Origin of the sequence: Acinetobacter sp. YH12241 (assembly GCF_013417535.1) — a bacterium.
Taxonomy (GTDB): domain Bacteria; phylum Pseudomonadota; class Gammaproteobacteria; order Pseudomonadales; family Moraxellaceae; genus Acinetobacter.
This window is the reverse complement of record NZ_VPDQ01000018.1, coordinates 1-24,421: the sequence shown is the minus strand read 5'-3', so window position 1 is coordinate 24,421 and position 24,421 is coordinate 1. Positions and strand designations below refer to the sequence as shown.

Annotated in this window: 19 protein-coding genes; 6 read left to right on the top strand and 13 right to left on the bottom strand. The window is 40.0% G+C overall.

The genetic code is table 11. The features are described 5' to 3' along the window. Positions 1–39: 39 nt before the first annotated feature. Positions 40–741, bottom strand: a complete 702-nt coding sequence (locus FTV18_RS10800; RefSeq protein ID WP_257218589.1) for a DUF4145 domain-containing protein — start codon at positions 739–741, stop codon at positions 40–42. Positions 742–2,096: 1,355 nt separating this feature from the next. Here FTV18_RS10800 and yddG point away from each other — a divergent pair. Next, on the top strand, positions 2,097–3,032 hold the full coding sequence (gene yddG, locus FTV18_RS10790; protein WP_180017947.1) for an aromatic amino acid DMT transporter YddG: 936 nt from the start codon (positions 2,097–2,099) through the stop codon (positions 3,030–3,032). Positions 3,033–3,074: 42 nt separating this feature from the next. On the opposite strand, the gene FTV18_RS10785 is transcribed toward yddG, so the two are convergent. The 5 genes from FTV18_RS10785 to sbmA form a co-directional block, all read right to left on the bottom strand. After that, the gene (locus FTV18_RS10785) at positions 3,075–3,569 is read right to left on the bottom strand and encodes a hypothetical protein (protein WP_180017950.1); all 495 of its coding nucleotides are present in this window, start codon (positions 3,567–3,569) and stop codon (positions 3,075–3,077) included. Positions 3,570–3,725: 156 nt separating this feature from the next. Then, positions 3,726–5,774, bottom strand: coding sequence for a M13 family metallopeptidase (locus tag FTV18_RS10780; protein WP_180017952.1), 2,049 nt, complete (start codon positions 5,772–5,774; stop codon positions 3,726–3,728). 195 nt (positions 5,775–5,969) lie between these two features. Further along, positions 5,970–8,012, bottom strand: coding sequence for a M13 family metallopeptidase (locus FTV18_RS10775; RefSeq protein WP_180017954.1), 2,043 nt, complete (start codon positions 8,010–8,012; stop codon positions 5,970–5,972). 412 nt (positions 8,013–8,424) lie between these two features. Then, complete coding sequence (locus FTV18_RS10770; RefSeq protein WP_180017956.1) at positions 8,425–9,408, bottom strand: hypothetical protein; 984 nt, start codon at positions 9,406–9,408, stop codon at positions 8,425–8,427. A 619-nt stretch (positions 9,409–10,027) separates the two neighbouring features. Beyond that, positions 10,028–11,221, bottom strand: a complete 1,194-nt coding sequence (gene sbmA / locus FTV18_RS10765; RefSeq protein WP_179993171.1) for a peptide antibiotic transporter SbmA — start codon at positions 11,219–11,221, stop codon at positions 10,028–10,030. Between the two features lie 513 nt (positions 11,222–11,734). Here sbmA and FTV18_RS10760 point away from each other — a divergent pair. The 3 genes from FTV18_RS10760 to FTV18_RS10750 all read left to right on the top strand — a co-directional run bounded on the left by FTV18_RS10760 (position 11,735) and on the right by FTV18_RS10750 (position 14,770). Further along, positions 11,735–11,929, top strand: coding sequence for a hypothetical protein (locus tag FTV18_RS10760; RefSeq protein ID WP_125279298.1), 195 nt, complete (start codon positions 11,735–11,737; stop codon positions 11,927–11,929). A gap of 569 nt (positions 11,930–12,498) precedes the next feature. Beyond that, a complete protein-coding gene (otsB, locus tag FTV18_RS10755) occupies positions 12,499–13,344 on the top strand; it encodes a trehalose-phosphatase (RefSeq protein ID WP_180017958.1) in 846 nt (281 codons plus the stop codon). Beyond that, positions 13,337–14,770 (top strand): trehalose-6-phosphate synthase, encoded by a 1,434-nt coding sequence (locus FTV18_RS10750; RefSeq protein ID WP_180017960.1) that lies wholly within the window; start codon positions 13,337–13,339, stop codon positions 14,768–14,770. The genes otsB and FTV18_RS10750 overlap by 8 nt, the downstream gene beginning before the upstream one ends. Positions 14,771–14,799: 29 nt before the next feature. Here the strand turns inward: FTV18_RS10750 and FTV18_RS10745 are convergent, their stop codons facing one another. From FTV18_RS10745 to katE, 7 genes are all read right to left on the bottom strand, one after another. Continuing rightward, positions 14,800–16,047: an MFS transporter gene (locus FTV18_RS10745; protein ID WP_180017963.1), complete on the bottom strand. Its 1,248-nt coding sequence runs from the start codon at positions 16,045–16,047 to the stop codon at positions 14,800–14,802. Between the two features lie 196 nt (positions 16,048–16,243). After that, positions 16,244–16,966: a glycosyltransferase family 2 protein gene (locus FTV18_RS10740; protein WP_180017965.1), complete on the bottom strand. Its 723-nt coding sequence runs from the start codon at positions 16,964–16,966 to the stop codon at positions 16,244–16,246. Beyond that, positions 16,963–17,577: a class I SAM-dependent methyltransferase gene (locus FTV18_RS10735; RefSeq protein ID WP_159122866.1), complete on the bottom strand. Its 615-nt coding sequence runs from the start codon at positions 17,575–17,577 to the stop codon at positions 16,963–16,965. The genes FTV18_RS10740 and FTV18_RS10735 overlap by 4 nt, the downstream gene beginning before the upstream one ends. After that, the gene (locus tag FTV18_RS10730) at positions 17,567–18,352 is read right to left on the bottom strand and encodes a PIG-L deacetylase family protein (RefSeq protein ID WP_180017967.1); all 786 of its coding nucleotides are present in this window, start codon (positions 18,350–18,352) and stop codon (positions 17,567–17,569) included. The genes FTV18_RS10735 and FTV18_RS10730 overlap by 11 nt, the downstream gene beginning before the upstream one ends. Beyond that, positions 18,340–19,323 carry an acyl-CoA dehydrogenase gene (locus tag FTV18_RS10725; RefSeq protein ID WP_180017969.1) on the bottom strand — a complete coding sequence of 328 codons (984 nt, stop codon included), beginning with the start codon at positions 19,321–19,323 and terminating at the stop codon, positions 18,340–18,342. The genes FTV18_RS10730 and FTV18_RS10725 overlap by 13 nt, the downstream gene beginning before the upstream one ends. 51 nt (positions 19,324–19,374) lie before the next feature. Further along, positions 19,375–19,584 carry a hypothetical protein gene (locus FTV18_RS10720; RefSeq protein WP_034705508.1) on the bottom strand — a complete coding sequence of 70 codons (210 nt, stop codon included), beginning with the start codon at positions 19,582–19,584 and terminating at the stop codon, positions 19,375–19,377. Positions 19,585–19,641: 57 nt separating this feature from the next. Next, the gene (katE, locus tag FTV18_RS10715) at positions 19,642–21,765 is read right to left on the bottom strand and encodes a catalase HPII (protein ID WP_125279290.1); all 2,124 of its coding nucleotides are present in this window, start codon (positions 21,763–21,765) and stop codon (positions 19,642–19,644) included. Between the two features lie 665 nt (positions 21,766–22,430). Between katE and FTV18_RS10710 the strand changes: the two genes are divergently transcribed. Continuing rightward, positions 22,431–22,928 carry a Dps family protein gene (locus FTV18_RS10710; protein ID WP_004783133.1) on the top strand — a complete coding sequence of 166 codons (498 nt, stop codon included), beginning with the start codon at positions 22,431–22,433 and terminating at the stop codon, positions 22,926–22,928. 507 nt (positions 22,929–23,435) lie between these two features. Next, positions 23,436–24,299, top strand: a complete 864-nt coding sequence (locus FTV18_RS10705; protein ID WP_257218591.1) for a cache domain-containing protein — start codon at positions 23,436–23,438, stop codon at positions 24,297–24,299. Positions 24,300–24,421 lie beyond the last annotated feature (122 nt).

Sequence of the window (24,421 nt, the reverse complement as noted above, 5' to 3'; positions counted from 1 at the left end):
CTTTAATAGAAAACCCGCTTTAGAGCGGGTTTTTTACATTTAAATTGAAGCTCTTTTTTGTTCAGGAAATAGTGCATTTATCTCCTCTATTTCCTTTGGCTTTGTAATTGCATAATCCACTATTAAATTTATATAGGTGAAAATAGCTGGATTAATATCTTCTAGAACTTCATCACAAATAATTCCTGGATGAACATTTGCGTTACCAATTAATCTAATATTATCTGCAGCTTGGGCAACTTTTATTGGGATAATTTGTTGTTTTGCTAATTCTTCGATCGACTCTTTAATATTTTTCCTCTTCACATCTAAATGATGACATAATTTTTCTAATGCTAAACGAATCAATGCTGCAGCTGAACGGGGTGATAATTCAAAAATTAAGGCTGCCTCTATATAAAGTTTTTTCACATTTCCGGGCATATCAGCATTGGCATTTGGAATATCCTTATTCGCAATCTCTTGAATAGGATACAATCTAGTTAATTCATTATTATCTCTTGGCTCATGAAAATTATTTGGAGGCAACCAATCCATCTCTGGCGCATGGTTATACCATATATTGTTATTATCACATGAAGCACAATTAGCTTGATGTACCTTTGTTCTAATATAAAAATCATTACCCACTGGATCTTGTGAAATAACATATAAGTTATTCCACTCCATATAAGCAAAAGCTCCACAATGAGGACATTTAAAACTTTTTTGATTGAGAATTGTCTTTGGTTCTTCTGACATTTTGACTTTATTATGAACTTAGATACTTTTATTTAACATTTATCAATACCAATCAGCAAGTTTAAAAAGTTCAACTATTGTATGAAAGCCATTTAAGAATATGACCATCAAAAAAGTATCCTCTTTCGCCAAACTCGAAGACTTAGGACGAATTCAACTTTCAAAGTCTTTCTTTATGCGTGACTTTCTGTATAGCGAAATCGCTAATTGGTACGGTGTACCAAACTTCCCCGACCATCCTGACATTGCCATTCGTACAGGCACAAAACTCTGTGAAGAATTACTTTAACCTCTCCAAGACAAATTTGGGCGTATCACCATTCGATCTGCTTATCGTTCACCAAGCGTCAATCAGCTTGGTAATGAAAAAGGATATAATTGCGCCAGCAACGAGAAAAACTTTGCTAGCCATATTTGGGATTATCCAGACGAAAAAGGTTATGGTGCAACAGCGTGTATCGTTATTCCTTCATTTCTAGAACTGTATGAAAAAGATCAAACCACCTGGCAACAGCTTGCATACTGGATTCATAACAATCTGAACTATAGCCACCTACAATTTTTCCCAAAACTTTGCGCTTTTAATATTGGCTGGCATGAACAGCCTGCACGGGAAATTTATAGTTATATTCAGCCAAAAGGTTATTTGCTGCGAGGTGAAGTGGTGAATCCAGATTTTGAAAAGTTTTATCCTGATTTGTTGTAATTCTTTCTCCCTCACCCCAACCCTCTCCCTGTGGGAGAGGGAGCATCAAATAATTTTATGACTGCATTAATTTAATAGTGAATAATCTCCTCTCCTTTTAGGAGAGGGTTAGGGAGAGGTGAATTTTAAGAATCCCTCTCCTTGCGAAGCTTCGCTTCTCACCTTTAAAAAGGAAGACTTTGTCAGGCCATCAATTTGATGCGCGTAGTTCCCTCTCCTGAGCGAGTTTTAAAGCATTGCTTTTAAAACGAAGCGCAAGAAAGGATGAGGGCTAGGGAGAGGATTTAAAACATGCTATAAAATCAAAAACAAACCGAAAAAAACAAAAAAATGTCAAATTACATTATTTTACTTAGCATTATCCTGATCATTCTTATCTTCATCATTGCCGCATATCAGTCAAGACGACGCAAACCCATCAAACTACGGAGGCACACAGCCAGAGAAAGCAAATTTGCCAATCTTTCCGATGGTATCGAGCTAATTTTCACACCCATTTTCTGGATCATTAAACTCATGATCGGGATATTCAAATCATAAAGCGGTTGTTAACGATTTTTTTGAATTTGATCATAAAATCGTGTTTATCCCATATTGAAAATCACTCAACAGGAATACAATCTGCACATTCTCCCATCCCGCCCTTACCATGTCGAAAAACTTCGCTACGCTGATTGGCTTAAGTGCCATTTTACAGTGGTCGCCTATCGTGGGATTGCTCAAAAAAATCAGTTTTAGTATTGGACCTGATCTGGCTGTACTTATGATGTATAGCTTAAGCACCCTGCTCTTACTGGCTGTTTTTGGCGTTCCCAAACTCAAAACCATACCCAAGTTCTATCTGCTCAGTGCAGCTGCATTATTTCTGGTATATGAAATCTGCTTTGCCTATGCCGTAGCACTCGCACAAACTGCACAGCAAGCCATTGAAATTAGTCTGGTGAATTATCTGTGGCCCAGTATGACCATCGCCATGCTCATTCTATTTCATGAACTAAAATTTCACAGCTTGGTGGTGGTAGGGCTCAGTATTAGTCTGGCAGGTATTTTTTATATCCAGACGGGCAACGGCGATATTCATTTAGCAACCGTCATTCACAACATGCAGGCCAATCCAACCAGTTACATATTGGCATTCATTGGGGCGAGTTTATGGTCGTTATATTGTGTATTTACCAAAAAATACAGCCAAGGACATAACCCAATCGTGTTCTTTTTCGCGATGGTAAGTGTGGTTCTCTGGAGCAAGACGCTGCTCTTAGATCACGAACAACTGCCACAACTTCTTAATATTGACTTGAATATTATGCTGTATATGTTGCTGGTTTCGGTCGTAACTGGCTTGGGTTATGCAGCCTGGAATATCGGGATTAACCAGGGTAATATCGCAATGCTGGTCGCGTTATCTTATTTTAGCCCGATCTTTTCGTCTATCATTTCGATGTGGGTGCTGAATACCAGTTTATCGCATACCTTTTGGATCGGCACGATGATGGTCACCTTAGGTTCATTTATTTGCTGGCTATCGACCAACTGGAATGAAATTCGAGACCGACTGTTTCCGGGCAAGCTCTATAAAACTTAAACCACATTTTTGTGGTTTAAGTTTGACTGCATCTGCAATCCATTAACGGGTGATGCCTAGTTTATTCCACACGTCAGGGGTCAAAAACGTCGTGACCAGTTTGCTCATATCGATATATTTAAGTACGCCACTTAGCTGACTTTTGATTTCCGGATTTTTGAGAATTTCCTCACCCGTGACCTGCCCAAGCTCCTGGAAACTTTCACCCACTGCTTGTACCCCTTCAGCCTGAATGACCGCTTTGGTCTGGGTTGGACATTGCTCAACCAGAATCCGCTGTAAAACTGTCGCTAAATTTCTGTCGAGTGTTTCCTTTTGAGTTGCAGTTACATTGCTAAAAGCTTTCAGATCGGGATGATTACCCAATGCCACAAAGGTCCATTGCAAGACTGTGGTTTTATCAGTGGCCGTCGTGGATTTCATTAAACAGTCACTAAGCTGATCAACTGTTGGACCGGCTGTCGCAATCTGAGTTGCACCCAGCAATGCTGTAGTCATAAAGACTGCCCGAAGACCCGATAAAGCTTTGAATCCCATATTCCTTTCCTTTTTCACCCGTTCAAACTGCTTGAACAATGCAGTTTCTTTGTAGCATGTAAAAGGTTGGAAAACCTGTAGAACTCTGTAACCTGAGAGATAAAAAAATCCCGACATCAGTCAGGATTTTGGGAACCTATAAATTAAATTTCAGACTTACCAGATTTTTACCCGTTTATCTTCTTCCAGATACATTGGATCTTCTTGCTTGACGCTAAAGGCTTCATAGAAAGGTTTCTGGTTAAGTAAAGTGGCTCGGCCACGAATGGCTGCTGGTGAATGCGGGTCTGTTTTTAACAGCTGTAATGCCAGTTCCGGACGAACTTTGGCACGCCATGCCTGTGTCCAACCAATATAGAAACGCTGATCTCCGGTATATCCATCAATCACCGGAGCAGGCTTGCCATTTAGTGACAATTTATAAGCTTCATAGGCAATCGCCAGACCTGAGTTATCGGCAATATTTTCACCTAAGGTTAGTTCACCATTGACGTGATAGCCCGGTATTGCTTCATAGGCATTGTATTGCTCAACCAGAGCTTTGGTTTTTTCCTTGAATTTTTTATCGTCTTCTTCGGTCCACCAGTTTTTCATGTTGCCGTCTGCATCAAAGCGGCTGCCCTGGTCATCAAAACCATGACTGATTTCATGACCGATCACTGCCCCGATTGCGCCATAGTTCACGGCATCATCAGCATTCATATCGAAGAACGGCGGCTGTAAAATAGCAGCAGGGAAAACAATTTCATTGCCCATTGGGTTGTAGTAAGCATTTACCGTTTGCGGCAGCATATGCCATTCTTCACGATCAACCGGTTTCCCCAACTTATCCAGCGCAATGTCATAATTGAAACTGTTGGTACGACGCAGATTACCAATCAGGTCGCCATCTTTAATTTCCAGCTTGCTATAGTCACGCCATTTATTTGGATAGCCAATTTTTACTCTAAAGCTTTTCAGCTTACGGTGTGCCTGTGCTTTGGTTTCTGCACCCATCCAGTCCAGTTTTTCCAGATTCTGTTCAAATGCCAGCAACAGGTTTTCTACCAGTTTTTCCATACGCTGTTTCTGTTCAGGCTGGAAATGTTTTGCGACATAGACTTGTGCCAGACTTTCACCGAGTACGGCATTAGTCATATCAACCCCACGTTTCCAGCGTGCCCGTTGCTCGGTCACACCGCGTAAGGTTTTGCTGTACATTTCAAAGTTTGCATCAGCAAATTCCTGGCTTAAGTAAGGTGCAGCGCCATCAATCAGATGGAATTTGAAATAGGTTTGCCATACATCGAGGGGTGTGCTGCTTAAAATCTTGTTTAAATCTTCAAAATAACTTTTTTGCGCCACAATCACGGTTTTGGTTTTTTTATCTAAACCCGTCGCTTTAAAATAGGTTTTCCAGTCAAATTCTGGCACCAGGCTTTTGACGTCTTTTAATGTATAGACGTTATACATTTTTTCGAGATTACGGTTCTGCACATTATCCCACTGAATTTTGGCAATTTCAGTTTCTAAGTTCAGGATAGATTGTGCATGTGCAGCCGCATCTGCTTCTGTTTCACCCGATAGCGTCAACAGCTTAGCAATATGTTTAACATAAGTTTCACGGGCACTTTTCAGCTTTTCATCATCTTTCAAATAGTAATCGCGATCCGGTAAACCCAAACCACTTTGACCCAAAAACACCGCCATTTGGTCAGACTTTTTCAAGTCAGGAATCACGCCAAATTCAAAAGGTGTACTGACACGGTTTTTTGCATAGTCTGCAAGCAACAAAGTGAAATCTTTTTTGTTTTTCATGGCATCAATTTTGGCGATATCTGCTTTTAGCGGCTGGATACCTTTTGCATTTAAAGTTTCCGTGTCCATAAAGCTGGCATATAAGCTCCCCACTTTCTGCTCATTGCTGCCATAATCCGATTTGGTTTTCGCCAGCTCTTCTACAATGTCATGTAATTGCTGGGTCGAGTTTTCACGCAAAATCGTGAATGCACCCCAGTTTGGCATATCAGCCGGAATTTCTTCATGCTCTAACCAGTGCCCGTTAACATGCTGATAGAAGTCCTGTTGTGGTGCGATTTTTTTATCAAAGTGTTGAAGATGAATCCCCGAACCAAGTGCTGCAATAGCGGTTTGATCTGAAGCATAATTTGCAGAGGAAACGGCTAATAAAGCACTTACCAATGCGGTTTTTAGAAAAATTTTCAAAGCTTGCTATCCTCGCGCTTCACTGCGCAGTTGAATTTATCAATGCGTGTTGACCTGATAATCAAACACTTAAATCTTTATAAGCAGCATATATGCCAATTTTTAAACTGTTTTTGGCTCTGTATGTGGCTCCTTTAGATAAAAAAAATAGGCCTGTCTCTTTTCAGATAAACAGACCTAATTTTTTAAATCCTGTTACCAGATGGATATCCGTTTTTCAGGTGATAAATACATCTTGTCCCCTTCTTTAATCTCAAAAGCTTCATAGAAACTTTGCTGATTGCGGATGGCGCCATTGCCACGTACATGACCTGGCGCGTGGCTGGCAAGGTTTAGGCTATTTAACAGATATTCAGGATTACTTTTGCTACGCCAGACTTGTGCCCAGCCTATATAAAAACGCTGATCTCCACTAAAGCCATCAATGATAGGTGCTGGCTGCTGACCCTTGAGCGATAACTTGTAAGCCATATGAGCGATCCCTAAGCCCAGGTTGTCAGAGATATTTTCACTTTTATTTAATTCCGCATTCACCTTATGCCCTGGCAGAGCTTCATATTGTTTATATTGCTCGACTAAGGCTTTGGTGCGTTCATTGAACTTCTTACGGTCGCGCTCGTTCCAGGTTTCTTCACCCTTGCCTTTGGCATCAAAGCGGCTTCCTCTATCGTCAAAACCATGGCTAATTTCATGTGCGATAACAGCCCCTATAGCACCATAATTCACTGCAGGATCATGACTATCATCATAATAAAATGGCGCCTGCCAGATGGCCGCAGGTAATACGATTTCATTCAGCTTGACGTTATAGTAAGCATTGGCTGTTTGTGGCGACATGTGCCAGGCTTCTGGATCAATCGGTTCTCCCACCTTGTCCAGTTCACGCTGGTAATTGAATAGCCGGGTCCGCTGGATATTACCAATCAGATCATCCTTACGAATTTTTAAGGCTGAATAATCCTGCCATGTTTTCGGATAACCAATTTTGATATTGATGCTATCCAGTTTATGCCGCACTTGTTTTTTGGTATCCGAACCCATCCAGTCTACCTGATCCAGTTTCAGATGAAAGGCTTTACGGACGTTTTCTACCATTTCCAGCATGGCCGGGCGCTGGCTTTCATTAAAGTGCTTTTCTACATAGAGCTTGCCAAGCACATTACCTAAAATACCGTTAGTGAGTTCCAGAGCGGACTCATTCCGTGGAGAACGTGCTTGTACACCCTCTAGTGTTTTGTCATAAAATTCAAAATGATGGTCTTGAAAAACTTCTGTTAAAAATGGCGAATAACTATTGATCAGGTTGAATTTCAAATAGGTTTGCCAGGTTTCAATTGGAACAACCTTCCATAACTGATCCAGCTGACGCAAATAATTAATCTGCGAGATCGCAACCTCTTTTCTTGCACCTTTTAAGCCCAGTTCTGAGAAATAATTCATCCAGTCAAAAGAAGGCATATAGTTAATAATATTTTTAGTTTCAACGAGATAGGTTCTCACCTCATCATTGCGTAGCTCCACAGCGGACCAGCTAATTTTTGCCAGTGCCTTTTCCAAAGCCAGGATAGTGCGAGCATCTTCAATCGGCTTGGGCTGACCGGCAAAATTCAGGGTATTGGCGATATAAAGCAGATAAGTATTGCGAATTTCCTGTTGTCGAGGCTGCTCACTCAAATAAAAATCACGGTCAGGCATTCCCAAGCCACCTTGCCCTACATACATCATGGCCTTGGAAGAAGCTTTACGGTCCTGATAAAAACGGGTAGAGAATGGCAAATTCAGATTGATTTTTTCCGCATAGGCAAAAAACTCTGCCAGATCTTTTTTGGTCTTGATACTTTCAATCCGCTGCAGGTCTTGTTGCAATGCCTCAAGCCCAAGTTGTTCCAGCCGATCGGTATCCATATAACTGGCATAGAGATCTGCGACCTTTTGTTCATTGCTACCTTGCGGATACTGTTTTTTAGCCAGCTCATTAAAAATGTCAAATAACTGCTGGGTTGATTTCATACTCACTTCAGCAAATGCACCCGACAATGCCTGATCTTCTGGAATCTTTGCGGTTTTCAGCCAGTTTCCATTCACGAATTGATAAAAATCCTGCTTTGGATCAACCGTCCGATCAATCGCATTCAGATCAATTGCCGATTTTAATGAAGTTGTACTCACTGCATAACTCACAGGTGAATGTAGAAATGCACCCACAAGAATCAAATGACTTAAAATATGTTTTCTCAAGCGATAAATCTCATTATTGTGTATGTTAAAAATCAATTAGTTTTTCTTGCTCTGTCCATAAGCACAAAACTGATAATTTTTAAGCAAAAGATATACCAATAATTTTTAGAATATGCCGTTGAATGGGCTTGTATTTGATAAGAGAGATAGAGGAGAAAATCTGAGATGGCGGTAGGAGATTCACTGTGAAATAAGGTTCGATTTGCAACCTAATACTAATTAATTTTTATTCCTATCAATAGGATAACTATTTATCTTCTATCATTGGTATTCAAAAGAAAAATATTATTTTTAAGTTCGCCTATGCTTAAGAAATACTTTTTTCAATATCCCCAATCCTTAAAGTAGATGACTTTTCATGTGCATCTACTCTGCTAAATAAATGATCAAACTGCATGTGAAAATAATAGACTTATTTTAACTGTCTCAACTGATTCTTTGCCCCAGTATGGTTATAGTTGGTGGCCAGATTCTGCAGTACTCGTTTGGCCTGAACCTTGGAATTTGGAATACGGTTGGCATAGACTGGAATACTGCTTAAACAGCGTGCCACTAGCATGCCGGATTCGGTATAGACACGTGTTCCTTCTGTACCCTGTAATTTGCCATAGTTATAGGCACGCTGGGCATTATTGCAGGCATTGTTCAGGTTCTTACCGCTATTGATATCACGGCGTGCAGCTACATACAGTTTCATCTGCTGCTGTTGTGGCGTTTCGATACTACTTGTACGAGCAGCGGGAACAGCAATCACTGCCGGTTCAACAGCAGGGATTTTTATCTCTTTCTTATCGGCTTCTTTTTTATCTACTTCCTTCTTCTCATCTTTGACTGAGGTTTTGGCTGCATTCTTTTCAGCAATTTTATTAGACTTAGCCGTAGTTTTATGGCCCTGATAGAAATGACGCGCTTCAGACGAGCTTTGAAGTTTGCTCAGGATCCGGACTACACGGGTAGTATTATTTTTTTCTGGCTGACGTTCAGAAATCGGCTCAATAGAAACAATCCAGTTTTGTCCTTGAGGCATCGTACATTGATAGGCACCAATACCCTGAGTGACATAACGGTTTTTGCTTAAACGGTTCTTCTGGGCAGAATCTTTTACTGAAGCCAATTGGCTCTTATACAGTAGAGAAAACTTGCCGCCCCGTTCATGACAATACTGGCTTAAGGTGGTTCGTGGATAGAGGGATTGTGGCTCCAGATGCTGCTTGGATTTTTCCCATGAATAAACATATTCTTTTGCCGAACCGTCAGCCTGATTCAAGTTTCTTTTAACAATCAGTTCTTGAGGACTTACATAAGGATGCTGCATATCTGATTTCATTTGCTGAATACTGTTACATCCAGCCAGGCTTGCTACACATATTGTTGGAATTATTAATTTTAGCTTCACTGCTTATCTCCCCCAGGCCTCTATAACATATAGCAAATGTGCCAAAACAACAATCTCAACAGATTGATAAATATAAAAATATAGCGAGACCTATCACTAAAAATAGGAAATAGAATGCCTAATCCATCTAGCTTATAGCCGGATAAATTGATCGAATTAACATTCTTCAAGTCAACAAATACGCTGGATTATTCGCCAATTAGAAGATAGAGCAGTAGAAAAAAAGATATAAAAAAACCGAAGAAACAGATCAGTTCTCCGGTTACTCATTCAACAAAAATTAGAGATATTATTATCATGGATGATAACGGCAATTATGCTCTCTATCGCTGTCTGAATGAAATTATAATTTGAATAATTTCCTTTACGTACACTAATTATTTTTATACGCCATATTATTGGAAATTAAACACCACCCTGGCTGGCCTTTAAAATTCTAGACAAGAAAAAATAGCTTGGATACCCTAATATTGGGATGTTTTAGTGCTATTCATCCTAATTTCTTCGCACCTCTCCAGATCGTAATTTTCAATTTGATTTTGAATAAAAATTAATCAATAAAAAAGCCAGACCTATAATGATCTGGCTTTTAAAATTGTCTAGGAATAGAAGAAAAAAATTAATCGAGATGGGATTCAAATGCTTTCAAACGTTTATAGATGGAGAGCAATTCAATAATCGTAGGCCAGGATAAAATCAGATATTGGAAGGATTCACGAACTTTACCGAACACATTCAGGATCTGCATCATCAAACCCAGTGTAATCGCACCCGCGGCAATACTTGGAAACAAAATAAATAATCCGTAAATATTGTCCAGTTGTAGATACCAGATACGAACCATATTGAAATAGGCATAGTGGAAATACAAACGGAAATAATTCGTACGTACCCGACTAAACAGTTCTTGCAAGGTAAGCGGGTGAGCACGATCAGCATAATCTTCACCATAAACCAGCTCTTTACGATAAGCCGCTTCAACTTTCTGATTATTGAATTCCAGTCCAGGGAGTTTCATTCCGACAATCATTAAAATCACAGTTCCCAGAACTGCCCATCCGATCGACGCCCACATTAATGCATGCGGTATTTCACCGACAATGGGCAGTACTTTTACATGACTCGATAACTCATACAGAATTGGCAGGAATGCCATTAATAGCATCAGAGATTCAATAAGTGAGACACTCAGCTGTTCCGTAGTTTTGGCAAAACGCATGGTATCTTCCTGAATACGCTGTGATGCCCCTTCAATATGACGTAACTTTTCCCAATGCGCCGTATAGTAGTCATTCATCGCCGTACGCCAACGGAATACATAATGGCTGACAAAGAACAGGTTAAACACCGCCAGCGTGACATAGACCATGGCAATATAAATAAAGGTCAATGCACCTTGATATAGTAGGCTGACATCTCCGCCTCCTTGCGTGAGCATATTCTGGATCTGGTCATAGAATGGACTATACCATTCATTTAAGACGACATTAACCTGCACCCCAAACCAGATATTGAACAGGATAAAGGCCGAGCCCCATACAGACCAGCGCTGCCAGGGATGTTTCGCTTTAAAATACCAGAAGGTAGCGAATATCGCGGTACTCACAAAAAACCAGAGATAAAACCAGAGAAATTTTGGCGCCCAGAAGCGGCTGATTCCTATCGGCATTTTAAGATCATGATAACCTTCGGTCATACCCAAATAGACACCCCAGCCTGATCCACCACTATGCCAAAGGCCAAGATTGATCAGAAACCACAGTACCAGACTACTAAAGAACCACACTGGTTGTGGAAAAAATGACTTAAACATTGGGGCTTAATTCTCCTTATAGATGTACGGGTCATCCAAATGACGCACAGTTTATTCTTATTTTCAGACTTTCAACGAACTGCAGCATAAATTTGCAATTCAATGTAAAAAATTACATACAAACACAAAATCGCTAAAGCCAAATTGATATCAGATTATATGATTCTTGCTTTAATACTAGCGCATAACGTACGCAATAGAATGGAGGAGATCATGACTGGCCTGTCAAAAAGTGACAAGTAGATTTTGCGCTAGATTTACTATTTGGGGCCGTTTGTCTCCTTCTCTTCTTTTCGTCGGTAAATAAACTGAAAATATTCGAGTTTAAGAAACACAAATCGTTTGAAAATTAAATCTTAATCTCTATCCCTTTAATTTACTGACTTAAGCGCTTTTTAAGAAAAATTGACCGACTTGTTGACTTATGTCTCGGTTTTTCAAAAATTAGTTAAATGTGCAAAAATCATGTTAAGATTAAAAAACAGCGAAGTATCAATATTTGGGAATAAAAATATGGAAAGTTCTGTGATTGAATTACTTAAGCCAGTGACCTTGGAAAAGGAAAACTGTCACCCGATTATTTTTGAAGCTGGTACTGTTTTAAAAGTTTTGATGCAAACCCCTACCAGTCTTTTAGTCAGTAATGATGATGACTTTAACTTTACTATTCCATTGAAAGATGAGAACGATGTCTGGAGAGAGCTATAAGCACTCTGCTCTCCTCTTTATGGGGTTATGTCTACACCTAGTCTCTCAACGATATAACCCTCTCTCTTCTATGTAGCACCAAGATTTTATAATTTATCCTTCCTTTCAAAACTGGCTTTAATAAAAAATTAATAGGCTGCGCTATATTTATATTTTATATTAAATGTGTTTTTAAATATTTCCAATTTAATACCTATTATTTAATAGAAAGCTAATGAATTAATTTCTAGAAATATAAATCAAAACCATTTTTTTACATTAAATAATCAAAAGAGTCTTATTTATAGCACTCAAAATTACTCAATCACTTAATATGCATAACCTTAAATATCATTATTAATATATTAAAAATCACTGAAAAATTATTTTACAAATATACAAAGAATATCAACTTTTTCTGCTGAATATTTCCAAATTTTACAAAGTAACTTTACATGTCAAAAGTGTTTCTTTTCTGCGCCTAAAGCCATTTTAAAAAATAGAATATGTTATAAAACTAATTAGATTAAAAATCACACAGTTTAACTCTAAATTTTAATCTATTTTATATCATGTACTTAGGTGGATTTATGTCAGGCATACATAGGGAACAAGATTTAGAAGATTCATCTAGCTCATCTTTTTATATATCGCCAAAGATGATTTTAAATGATTGCAACCTGAATATGGACTCAAATCAGGTTGTTTTATTTCTTGATATTGACGGAACAATCTCTGAATTTCACCCAGATCCAGATAAAAGTATAATTCAACCTGAAATTATAAATATATTGGAAAATTTACAACAATATATCCAGCTGATATTAGTTACGGGTCGTTCTATTTTACAAGCACAAAGACTTATTCATCCTCTGCAATGGAATATCGCTGGATCACATGGTCTGGAATTAATCTATCAAGCTGATTTAAAGACATTAATCTCTTTAAATAAGCCGCAGCTACAAGCCCTAAAACAATATATTCAGGAACAGGCAGTTCAAATCCCTGATTTACGGATCGAGGTTAAAGATTATTCTGTTGCGCTACATTTTCGTGAACATCCTCAACTGGAAGATCGCGTACATGCCTTTGCGCTGGAATGTCTCAACCAGTTTTCCAACTTTGAGTTAAAAGCTGGCAAGTATGTTTTTGAACTGGTGCCCAAAGGCGCCAATAAAGGTTCAGCGATTCAACAGATTATTCAGCAATACCATCTCACTGATCATTATCCCATGTTTATCGGTGATGACCTGACCGATGAAGCCGGATTCAAGGTCATCAATGCCCTGCACGGCTGCTCAATCAAAGTAGGCCCTGGCCAGACCGTAGCACGGTACAGACTGGAAAATGTCTCTCAAGTTCAGGCCTTCCTGAAAGAATTTTTAAATGTAATCGAAGTACAAGAACAACAACGATTGGAGAAATCACATGTCTAAACTCATTGTGTTATCAAACCGTGTGAATCTACCTAACCCAGAAAGTATGAAGGCTGGTGGATTGGCTGTTGCATTGCAGGATGCATTGCAAGATATAGGCGGTATCTGGGTTGGATGGAATGGCTCCAGAGTTGACCATAACAAGGAACAGAAATTTCAGATTCTGAAACATCAGAATGTGGAATATCATACCAGTGCACTAAGCGAAGCCCAGTACCAGGGTTATTATTGCGGCTTTTCTAATAATGCCTTATGGCCGTTAATGCATGACCAGCATCAACGTGTCGAATATCAACCGCAGGATTTTAAAATCTATAAAGATGTCAATTTGCGTTTTGCCAAACACCTGAAACAGGTGGCTTCACCGCATGACATCATCTGGATTCATGATTATCATTTTCTGAGTGTTGCGCATTACTGTCGTAAATTAGGCATGCGCAACCGGATTGGGTTCTTCCTGCATATTCCTTTCCCAGAACTGAAACTTTGGCAAACGCTGCCTCCTTATCAGGAACTGGCCAGACATCTGGGAGATTTTGATGTCATCGGTCTGCAAACTCCACGCGATCAGGCCAACTGTATTGACTTCTTGGAACAGGTATTAAATATCCAGCATCGCAATGATGAAATCCTGACTTATCAGTCTAAACGGATTTATGTGAAAGCTTATCCAATCGGTGTACACCCGGCGCAGATTCAGAAGCAGGCTGCTGAGAGCCAAGTCACTGACCTGCCCTTTGATCTGGATAAAGCACATGCCCATAAGACCATCATTTCTGTTGACCGGATTGATTACAGTAAAGGGCTGCTGGAGAAAATTCATGCATTCCAGGAGTTGCTGGATGAACAGCCTGAATTTAAAAATCAGTTCCAGCAATTACAGATTGCCTGCCCATGTCGACTAGATGTGAACAGCTATAAAAAACTCTATGAACAGTTCCAGGCTGCGGTACAGAATTTAAACCATCAGCATGGCAATGCAAACTGGCTGCCTTTTGACTGTAGCTACGACACTTTGGGTCATGAAGCCCTGATGCAGCTCTACCGTAAGGCCGATATTTGCTGGGTGAATTCAATCCGTGACGGGATGAATCTGGTCGCCAAAGAATATATTGCTGCGCAAGACCCGCTAGATCCAGGCGTATTGATTCTGTCTAAATATGCTGGGGCTGCCGAGCAAATGAAAGAAGCCTTGCTGGTTGATCCTTATGATCAGGACAGTATGGCCAAAGCCTTGAAAAGAGCCTTGCGTATGCCGAAGTCGGAACGTTTGGAACGTTATCGCTATTTACAGCAAGGCTTGAAGAATTTCGATATCATTCGCTGGCGTGATCAGTTCCTGTCGGACCTGAAAAAATCACAAAGCTTGCGAATTTATCGACCAGTGGCCAAAGGCATCTCGACCCAGTTCAATATGCATGCATAAGTCTGAAAAGCCCATAAAAAACACCAGCTTTATGCTGGTGTTTTATGGTCTAGGCCGGCAATAAGACCTTCTGCTTTTTCTGATTCTTTGTGACCGGCAGTCAGATGGTTCAGGATTACAATGCTCATTAAAGCAACTGCGATGACCGTAAATACTAAACGCAAGCCAATAATTTCACTACCGAAACCTACCAGCGCTGGTCCGATCAATGAACCGGTATAAGCAAATACCGATACATAAGATAATGCTACATGAGAAGCCATAGTTTTTTGACGGCCTGCACGAGAGAACATCAATGGAACAATGTTAGCACTACCTAGCCCCAAGATCGCATAACCAGTTAAAACGACTTGCCATACTGGTGCAAAGATCACCATGAATAAGCCTGCTGCAGCCAGTAAAGCACTTAATAAAATAGTGGTTTTTTCACCCAAACTTTGAATAATGAGATGACCGCTAAAACGTCCAAGCACCATCAAACCAGCAAAGAAACTATAAGCCAAACCGGTATGTGCTGCAGGTAAGTTAAACTGGGTTGCCAGATAAATACCGCTCCAGTCCATTGCTGCACCTTCAGACAGGAAGGATACAAAACAGATCAGACCAATACCTAAAATTGCGAATGTTGGTAGCGCTTTTTTCGCAGGTTTTGCTGTAGCTGTATTAGTTTCTTCTGTAGTTGATGACTGACCACCTAAGCAGAATGGAATTGCCAGCATCGCAATCACAAGCAACATCACACTTACGACCAGTGCGCCAGTTAAAGGTGCCAGACCAAATCCCATTAACGTGGTCATGCCCAATACACCGACCAGACCACCCAAGCTACATACGCCATGGAAACCAGACATCAAGCTTTTATCCATGAGTTTTTCAATCTGGGCAGCCTGAATATTTACGGTTACCCCCAAAGCGCCTGCACTGGCACCAAAGAAAAACAAGGTAATTGCCATCATCAAGCTGGTAGGACTAATCGCTAGTGCTGGCAAGATGAACAGAAATGCAGCCAGAATAACAGCCAGTACTGTACGGCAGCCAAACTTACTTGCCATACGACCTGCCAATGGCATTGCCAGCATTGAGCCAACTCCGGCACATAGCAAAAGCAAACCAAAGTCAGCATGATTCAGTAATAAGCGCTGCTGCGCATAAGGAATTAATGGCGCCCAGGCAGCTGTACTAAAACCTAGACTAAAAAAACACAGTGCAGTGGCGATTTTCTGCCAGAGATACGGTGATGGAGACTGAAGACGAGAAATTAACTGTGAATTTAACATTGTCATTCCAAAAGAAAGAGCTCAGGCATCCATTACCGATCATCCATAGAAAAACCCCGCGGACTTATAGCTGAAAAATATAAGTAGCAGGGCTTAATTTGTGTGAATTATAAACAGAATTTTTCTAAATGAAATAGCTTTTAGAGATGAATTTTTAAATTTTTTACAAGTAATTGATTGTATAAAATTTATAATTTTATAGTTTTATTTGTATACGCTGATCGGTTTTTTTCATTGCTTCCTGTAACTCAAGATTTTGTAAAAAACAGGCGAAACCTTCAGCAACTTTTGATTGTAGTCGACTACTGGTCGCTACCCTCAACTGATTGGACCAAGTAATGTCGACTCCTGCCTGTTGTAAACGGCGAACAAAGTCGACATCTTCATGACAATCTAGCTGGCGAAACCCATTAAAATCATTATATATACTTGTTTTAAAACATAAATTTGCACCATGGATATGGCGATGATCCATTTTGTCCTGATAGTGGTCTAAATATTTCAATCGGGCTTCCAAGCTTAAATTTTTCCATTCGTCCACTTCAACGACCCCACAAATTGCGTCAGTAGGTTGATGCTGCCACATGACTTTGAACCAGTCTTCCTGAACACATGAATCTGCATCGGTACAACAGATCCAGTCGCATCCTTGTTCAATTACTTTTTGAATTCCTAAATGACGGGTCTTACCCACCGAACGAAAATTACAACTAATGACTTCTATGCCAAGTTGCACCGCTTTGATCGCGGTTTGATCGGTACAACTGTCTAAGACAACTAAAATCTTAATCTCGGGAATATTTTCTGATGAACCAAGGTATTGATAAAATTCAAATTGTGCTTTTTTTAAGGCCAGCAAGCAGCGTTCTATATAGGCTTCTTCATTACAGGCAGGAATAACCACGCCAATTTTATTCATTTAAGGCCCTCTTGCTCTGCCACAGACTGTGGGCTATTCATCCAGACATCAATCAGAAAATCAGGTTCCTGAAGTTGTGAACATTTTTTATAAGGCAGGTGAGTATTTAGATGGTCATGAATATCATCACCAGTAAAGCTAAAACCTGAAATCGGTGCCCGCCAGTGACAAGCCAGAATACAGCCTTCTGCATCAAGAGCGTGCTGCAGCCAGTGGGTCAATTTCTCTAAAGCGGCCTGATCCAGATAATATAAGACTTCACTCAGCACAATTAGCTGGAATTTACGCTCTGGCAAGTCTTCCGGAACAACGCCTTGGACAAAACTGACATGAGAATAATCTTGCAGACGTTGTTGCGCCAGCCGGATCGCTGTCGTATTGGCATCCAGACAGATGAGTTCTCCGGTATGAGGAGCTAGTTCCTGACTTAGCATGCCATTACTACAACCGATTTCTATGGCAGATTCAAAATGCAGTTTGGGCAAGAGTGCTTTACAAATTTGACGTTTACGCTGTTCATACCAGCGCTGTTCATAATGCCATGGATCTCCCTGATTCAACGCATATAAAGCATCAAAATAGGCATGATCATAAGTTGATTTACTGTTCATACAGATAAACCTCCCATGGCTGTAAAACACGCTCTAATGCATGCTCAGGGACAATCGGTGCCTGTTCTGTCGTCGGATCATTCTCAATCTGACTTTTGAAACATCGTGCAGCTCGGGCTTTACATTTTAATTCTTCATCTGTCAGCCTGAGTTTGTGCGCAACCGTCCAAGGAATTCGGGTATCTCCTGGTGTGGCCCAGTGCCACGCCCAGATTAGAACCTGAATATACGGTAACTGTAGCTCAGTCGCGAGTTGCTGGGCGACCTGGCCGGTTATTTCATGGTCTGGATGTCCATCATGAACAAAAGTCGTGACCAATACATCATTAGGCTGTAAATATGAATACAATTGCTGTTTGAGCAAGTCTCGCTGCTCAGCCACTTTTCCATCCTGAATATCCAAAGCAATCCGAAGAACTGGCTGTTCTAAGGACAATTCTTCCAGAGCTTGGCGAGTTTCTGCTGGACGAATCTGGTTCAGTTCTTCTGGCGTATACAGACTCGAACCGGGATGACTGGCCGTACCATTGGTCACTGCAAACAGTACAATCTTATAGCCGAGTTTATCCAGACGTTGCATCAGTCCGCCACATCCCAGAATTTCATCATCCGGATGCGGTGCCATAATACAGACTCTGGCATCTGCAGGAATTACATTGGAAATATTAAATTCTGGTATCTGTTGCAGTATTTCGCAGTTACGCCATTCTTCCACCCGTGTCCCCTCCCCATGGATCACACGGTCTTCAACAATGTCATGTTTTAAAGTGCCCATAGTTCTTCCTCCTGTGCGCTTAGTTCTCCAATACGCTCAAGATCAAAAGCAGCATGGCTTTGACGGATAAATACCGGCAGATCTGCTGCGAGCTGGGCAAAATAAGAATTGGTACAATAAGGCGATGCGCCAAGCGCTTTTCCAACCTGGTTGAGTACATTTAATGCAGTAGCTTCAACCTGCGCACGCAAAGCCTGAATCTGAAGTTGATGAGGAAATTTAGGTTGCTGGTCAATCAATTCTGCAACCCGATAGAACAAAGCCTGAGTAGCTAAAAGATCACGGCTGATTTCACCCAGATACATGGCTTTATACATATGTGGTTTTCTTAACTGTTCCTGCTGCAGATATTCAGCAAGAGCTACTGTCGCACCATACCAGCAAGCGGCAACGCCTGCTGCTCCATGCCAGAATCCCACCCGATCCAGATAAGCATGTGGATCGGCAACTTTTTTGACAGGGACCTGATTAAATTCCAGTTGAGCCGTGGACGTATGCTGCATTCCCAAAGCTTGCCAGATAGTATGGTCATGCTGAATACCAGGCTGCTGCATATCTACAATTAGCAATTGAGAGCGATTTTGTTCATCCCGATACGTCAGTAAACCTGACTCTACCCAGCTCGAAGCGGAACACCAGGTTTTGATGCCAGTCAGCTTGCCTTCATCCAGCTGCAATGGTTGAGGCCCTCCTTCTGCTGCCCAGACTGCCCAGAGCTGATGAGGATTTGCCGGAATATTTAATTCATGCAGAATTGCGAGTGCATCCAGATGCGACTCAAATATTTTACCCAGACTTAAATTGGTTGCCGAGATCTGGCTTAAAATTTGCCAGCGTTTTAAAGTTTCCCCTGATGCAGGAAAAGGAACCTGATCCGAAAGTTGCACCAGTTCCTTCAAAGTCATTTGAATATTTTCTTTAGGTTCTAATGATGAATTTTTAAATCTTTCTAATATTGAACTGAGGTCCATAAAAGTGCTTCCTCAAAAATATCGATATTGTGGTCATTTGATGAAAGCCAGCTAAGGAAAAAGTCTTTTCATCTGTTTTAAACGGGTCATTAGTCCTAGTACCTTACGGCGCGCCATAATTTCTTCTTCACTAAAAGGCAATTGTTCTCTAAGTTGACTCATAGGTAGATGGTTATGTTCGATCAGATAAATATCCTGCTCCCTGCTCCATTGCGCATTTTGCATCTGTGCCAGTAATTTTTTAGGATCTGGTCTCGCCATAAAAGTTTTATTCCTTGAAATAGAGAATAGAAGCCGAAGCTTCTATTCTCATGGTATTTATGCAGGAATAGTTTCTGAGATCAATTCACGCGCCCAAACACGGTGATTCATGATCAAGGTCTTGAAGCTATCTTGCACAGTATCGAATTGAGAATTTGCTAAAGTACCTTCATCACTAATCAGTTTTAGATCTTCAATCAGCTGACCTTTATCTCCCAAGAAGACAATCGGTTTCAGATGCTTATAAGCCTCAAGCAGATAGTGAGTCGCGATACCATCTTTCAGCACCATGTCATAGTTATCGCCATCGACAATAACCACAGCATCATAGGCAATTGACGGTTCAGCTTTCTGCATACCATCAGATGGGATCACTGTACCTTGCTGGCTCAGAACTGGTCCTGGACGAGGTGTTAACACATCAGCCACAGCACTCTCTGATTCAGCCCAAGCCTGTACAGCTTTGATACTGGCTTCATTGGCTTTGTCATGTGCGAGAATCGCGATTTTGCGTGCCTTAATATCGGCAGGTTTAAACGCTTCAAAAGACAGACGCTTAGAAATCAGAACATCAGGCAGTTTTGCAGCTTTTTTCTCAGCTGGGATTTCAATACCCAATTGATCCGCGACCTGTTGAGCCAGCGTCAAGTCGATATTGCACAGCACTTCGAGAACTTCACGTTCACGGATATTTTGGCGCTGTACTTTACTCAGTTCGAAGACATAGGCATCAATAATATGCTTCTGTTCATGTGGTGCCTGGCTTTGATAGAATAAACGGGCATGAGTGAAGTGATCATTAAAAGACTCACTACGCTGGCGGATTTTATGACCGTCAATACGTTCCTGATAGCTTTCGAAACCACCTGCCTGAGTCGCACCTGGTGCTTCAGCCGGCCAGTTATCATCAATCGAGTTTGGTTCGTAGTTGGCCTGTCCGGTGTGAATAAGACGTTGATGCAGACCATCACGCTGGTTGTTATGGAATGGACAAACCGGCTTATTGATTGGAATCTGATGGAAGTTTGGACCACCCAAGCGGCTTAATTGAGTATCTGTATAAGAGAACAGTCGTGCCTGTAGTAGCGGGTCGTTGGTAAAGTCAATGCCTGGTACGACATGACCTGGACAAAAAGCAACCTGCTCAGTTTCACCGAAGAAATAATCAACATTACGGTTCAACACCATACGACCAATTGGAGTCACTGGAACCAGTTCTTCCGGAATGATTTTGGTTGCATCCAGCAAGTCAAAATCAAATTTCATTTCATCTTCTTCAGGAACAATCTGTACACCTAATTCCCATTCCGGGTAATTACCTGAAGCAATCGCTTCATACAGGTCACGACGATGGAAATCCGGATCCTTACCTGCCAGTTTTTGTGCTTCATCCCATACCAGCTGTGTCAGACCTTGTTTAGGCGTCCAGTGAAACTTCACAAAGACAGCTTTATTTTCAGCATTAATCAAACGGAAAGTATGCACCCCAAAACCTTGAATCGAGCGTAAATTACGTGGAATAGCACGATCTGACATTGCCCACATCACCGCATGTGCAGATTCAGGCACAAGAGAAACAAAGTCCCAGAAAGTATCATGTGCTGATGCGCCTGATGGAATTTCGGTTTGTGGTTCAGGCTTTAACGCATGGACAAAATCAGGGAACTTGATACCATCCTGAATAAAGAATACTGGCGCATCGTTGGCCACCAGGTCAAAGTTACCTTCATCCGTATAAAACTTAGTCGCAAAACCACGAATATCACGTACCGTATCTGCTGAACCGCGAGGACCTTGTACTGTAGAGAATCGAACAAAGACTGGAGTCTGGGCACCGGTATTGGTTAGAAACCCGGCTTTAGTCCATTTTTCATTGCCTGGATAAGCTTCAAAAAAACCATGTGCCCCAACACCACGTGCATGCACAATTCGCTCTGGAATACGCTCATGATCAAAATGGGTAATCTTTTCACGGAGAATAAAATCCTCCATTAAAGTTGCCCCACGAACGCCCGCTTTTAGACTGTTCTGGTTATCCGAAATCTTAACACCTTGGTTAGTAGTCAGTGTCTGTTCGGTGGAGTCGCTACGATATGCATCAAGCTGCTCACTTTTTTTATTGGTATTCTGCTTATCTAAACCATTTTTACCTGTGGCTGGACTGTTCGCCTTAATTTTCATGACATTTTCCTTGCTGATCTTGAGTTTAGTGAAGTCTTTTTTTGCCTATCTCAAATTCGCTTGAGTTTTATTCAACATCTTGGCGTTTTTACAGAAAAATAAAGTTCCACTTTTATCTGCATGCGGTGAGCTGTTGCTGAGTATGAAAATCTTTTTATTGATTTCGTCTGTATCCCTAACATAACGAGATTTGACGAATACATTGCTGAGTCTTTGTAGTGGCTTGTTTAATAAAGGCACAGTTCTGTTATTTTTCTTAACCACACAGTTTTCTTGCCGAGTAACGATCACAAAGTTTGAAAAATTTAAAGCTGATAGTTTTTACTAAAAGATAAAATCATGAAATAAAGGCTTAATCATCTAAAAATGAAAATAAGTTTTAAAAAACCAATCTAGATCTTTGAGTTCTTATAGGACAAAAATTAGTTTCTTTTTACAGTTACAATCCTGTCACCAGGCTATACAGAATGCCTAAACTTATATCTTTTTCCGTCCTATAAACTATATAACTCAGAAGTACTTAAAATTATTTCCACATATAAATAGTGGCAAAAAGCTATTTCATATAAAAGGTCATGCTGCCAAGATTTCCTATCTTTTCAGCCATGACTGGCAAACTTCTATTTTAAAAGATATCTCTCTACAAAATTGTTAAGGAGTAAAACATGGGCTCTTCAGAAAAAAATGCTAAAGCTATGAAAATTGATATTGGTATTTCTTACGAAGACCGTGCCAAAATCGTCGAAGGTCTATCTAAATTATTGGCAGACAGCTATACCCTCTATTTAATGACCCACAACTTTCACTGGAATGTCACCGGACCACAGTTCAATAGTCTGCACAGCATGTTTATGACCCAATATACCGAACAGTGGAATGCTCTTGATCTGATTGCAGAACGTATCCGGGCCTTAGGCTTTGCCGCACCCGGCACTTACCAGCAATTTGTTAAGCTGACTGCTATTAAAGAAGTAGAAGGTGTACCAGATGCCCAAGAAATGTTGCGTTTATTGGTAAATGCTCATGAAACGGTAGCTCGTACCGCACGCAATCTTTTTGAAGTTGTTGATGAAGTCAACGATCAACCGACTGCAGATTTAATCACGCAACGTCTTGATGTGCATGAAAAAACAGCCTGGATGTTAAGAAGTACTTTAGAGTAATTAACTTTTCTCATTGAGAAAATAACTGTAAAATCAGAAAATTAGCTTTTTCTAGAACAAATAAGTGCTCAAATTTAAGTCATATCCTTTTGAGCACTTATTTATCTCACCTTCCACCCTATAATGAAGGCTTTGAAAAATAAATATTTACCTTTTAAGAAATTACTTTTTAATCAATAAATCTTTATTTATTATCTATTTAATTATATTAGCTTAGATAGGGAATTTGGCTTTTAAATAAAAATTTCTTATATTATAAAAATATAATTTTTACTAAATCAGCATTTAATCACTTTTTTTGATCTCAGTCTTTTCTCTATATCTTTTAAATATATTCAATAAATGGACCAAACCATTTCTGCTTACAAAATAAGCAACAGATTAAGCTTCAAAAATGCTTACAAACTGAATATTATTCATCTAAAATAGAGGACTGCATAACACAATATAATTATTGAAATATATTGTATACATTTTGTATTTCTGAAAGATTCAGGGGATTAAGTTATGAGTGTTCAAAAGTTGCTCATTTCACTCAAACTTAATTTACGTAAATTGATTTTAATCCTTTTACTTGTAAGTCTGGTGATTCTTTTTTCAATTACATTGATTGTGAGCAATGTAATTCACCGACAACAACTGATTAATAATTCTCTTGCAACAAATTATGAGTATGCAGCTAAAGTTGCTTCTATTTCTGATTTATATTTTAAAAATATATTTAATGATTTAAGCCTCAGTGCCAATATTATTAAAAATGATTTTCATAATGAGCAGTTATTAAAAGCTGAATTAAATAGATTGATTCAACAATCTAATTCTTTTAGCAGTGTTTTGATCAGCGATGCAGATGGTCATGTCATCGAATATGCGCCTGAAACCTTGAAATTAGATAAAGTTGCGATTATTCGGTCTTTGGGCTTTAGTAAATCACTGGAATCAAAGAAGCCTTATATTTCCTCACCCTATTATTCATTAAAAGGTAATCTGGTCGTCCTGGTTAGTTTTCCAATCTTTGATCAGAATAATAAATACCAAGGGTTTATTGCAGGGTTTATCTATTTACATGAAGAGTCCTTATTAAAGACACTTTTAAGCGAAAATTATGGTTATAAAAATAGCTACTTATATGTTTTTGATAAAGAAGATAAAATTATTTATCATCCAGAAAGAGAGAGAATTGGAAAAACATTCCAACACAATACCAGTTTAGCTTATATGGAGTCACATAGCTCAGGAAAAATAAAATTAAATAACGATATGGGAGTTAGCGAACTAGCAGGTTTTGCAAAAATTCCTACCACTAACTGGACCGTGGTGTTTCAGCAGCCTACAGAAGATTTATTTGCCCAAGCGCGTCTTCTTGGGTAGTGTTCAAAAAACTGTGTCATTTCCTTAAACTGTTAAAAACAGGAATGATGCATTATGGCAACTACATTTGATTTTGAAACAGCCTTAAAACAACTCCAGTCAGGACAAGCACTGACTGGAGA

Coding starts and splice junctions, on each gene's coding strand:
- FTV18_RS10705 (WP_257218591.1), top strand. CDS start 23,436: ATGAGTGTTCAAAAGTTGCTCATTTCACTCAAACTTAATTTACGTAAA.
- FTV18_RS10730 (WP_180017967.1), bottom strand. CDS start 18,352: ATGGGCACTTTAAAACATGACATTGTTGAAGACCGTGTGATCCATGGG.
- sbmA (WP_179993171.1), bottom strand. CDS start 11,221: ATGTTTAAGTCATTTTTTCCACAACCAGTGTGGTTCTTTAGTAGTCTG.
- FTV18_RS10725 (WP_180017969.1), bottom strand. CDS start 19,323: ATGGACCTCAGTTCAATATTAGAAAGATTTAAAAATTCATCATTAGAA.
- FTV18_RS10800 (WP_257218589.1), bottom strand. CDS start 741: ATGTCAGAAGAACCAAAGACAATTCTCAATCAAAAAAGTTTTAAATGT.
- FTV18_RS10740 (WP_180017965.1), bottom strand. CDS start 16,966: ATGAATAAAATTGGCGTGGTTATTCCTGCCTGTAATGAAGAAGCCTAT.
- FTV18_RS10750 (WP_180017960.1), top strand. CDS start 13,337: ATGTCTAAACTCATTGTGTTATCAAACCGTGTGAATCTACCTAACCCA.
- yddG (WP_180017947.1), top strand. CDS start 2,097: ATGTCGAAAAACTTCGCTACGCTGATTGGCTTAAGTGCCATTTTACAG.
- FTV18_RS10735 (WP_159122866.1), bottom strand. CDS start 17,577: ATGAACAGTAAATCAACTTATGATCATGCCTATTTTGATGCTTTATAT.
- FTV18_RS10745 (WP_180017963.1), bottom strand. CDS start 16,047: ATGTTAAATTCACAGTTAATTTCTCGTCTTCAGTCTCCATCACCGTAT.
- otsB (WP_180017958.1), top strand. CDS start 12,499: ATGTCAGGCATACATAGGGAACAAGATTTAGAAGATTCATCTAGCTCA.
- katE (WP_125279290.1), bottom strand. CDS start 21,765: ATGAAAATTAAGGCGAACAGTCCAGCCACAGGTAAAAATGGTTTAGAT.
- FTV18_RS10760 (WP_125279298.1), top strand. CDS start 11,735: ATGGAAAGTTCTGTGATTGAATTACTTAAGCCAGTGACCTTGGAAAAG.
- FTV18_RS10785 (WP_180017950.1), bottom strand. CDS start 3,569: ATGGGATTCAAAGCTTTATCGGGTCTTCGGGCAGTCTTTATGACTACA.
- FTV18_RS10720 (WP_034705508.1), bottom strand. CDS start 19,584: ATGGCGAGACCAGATCCTAAAAAATTACTGGCACAGATGCAAAATGCG.
- FTV18_RS10710 (WP_004783133.1), top strand. CDS start 22,431: ATGGGCTCTTCAGAAAAAAATGCTAAAGCTATGAAAATTGATATTGGT.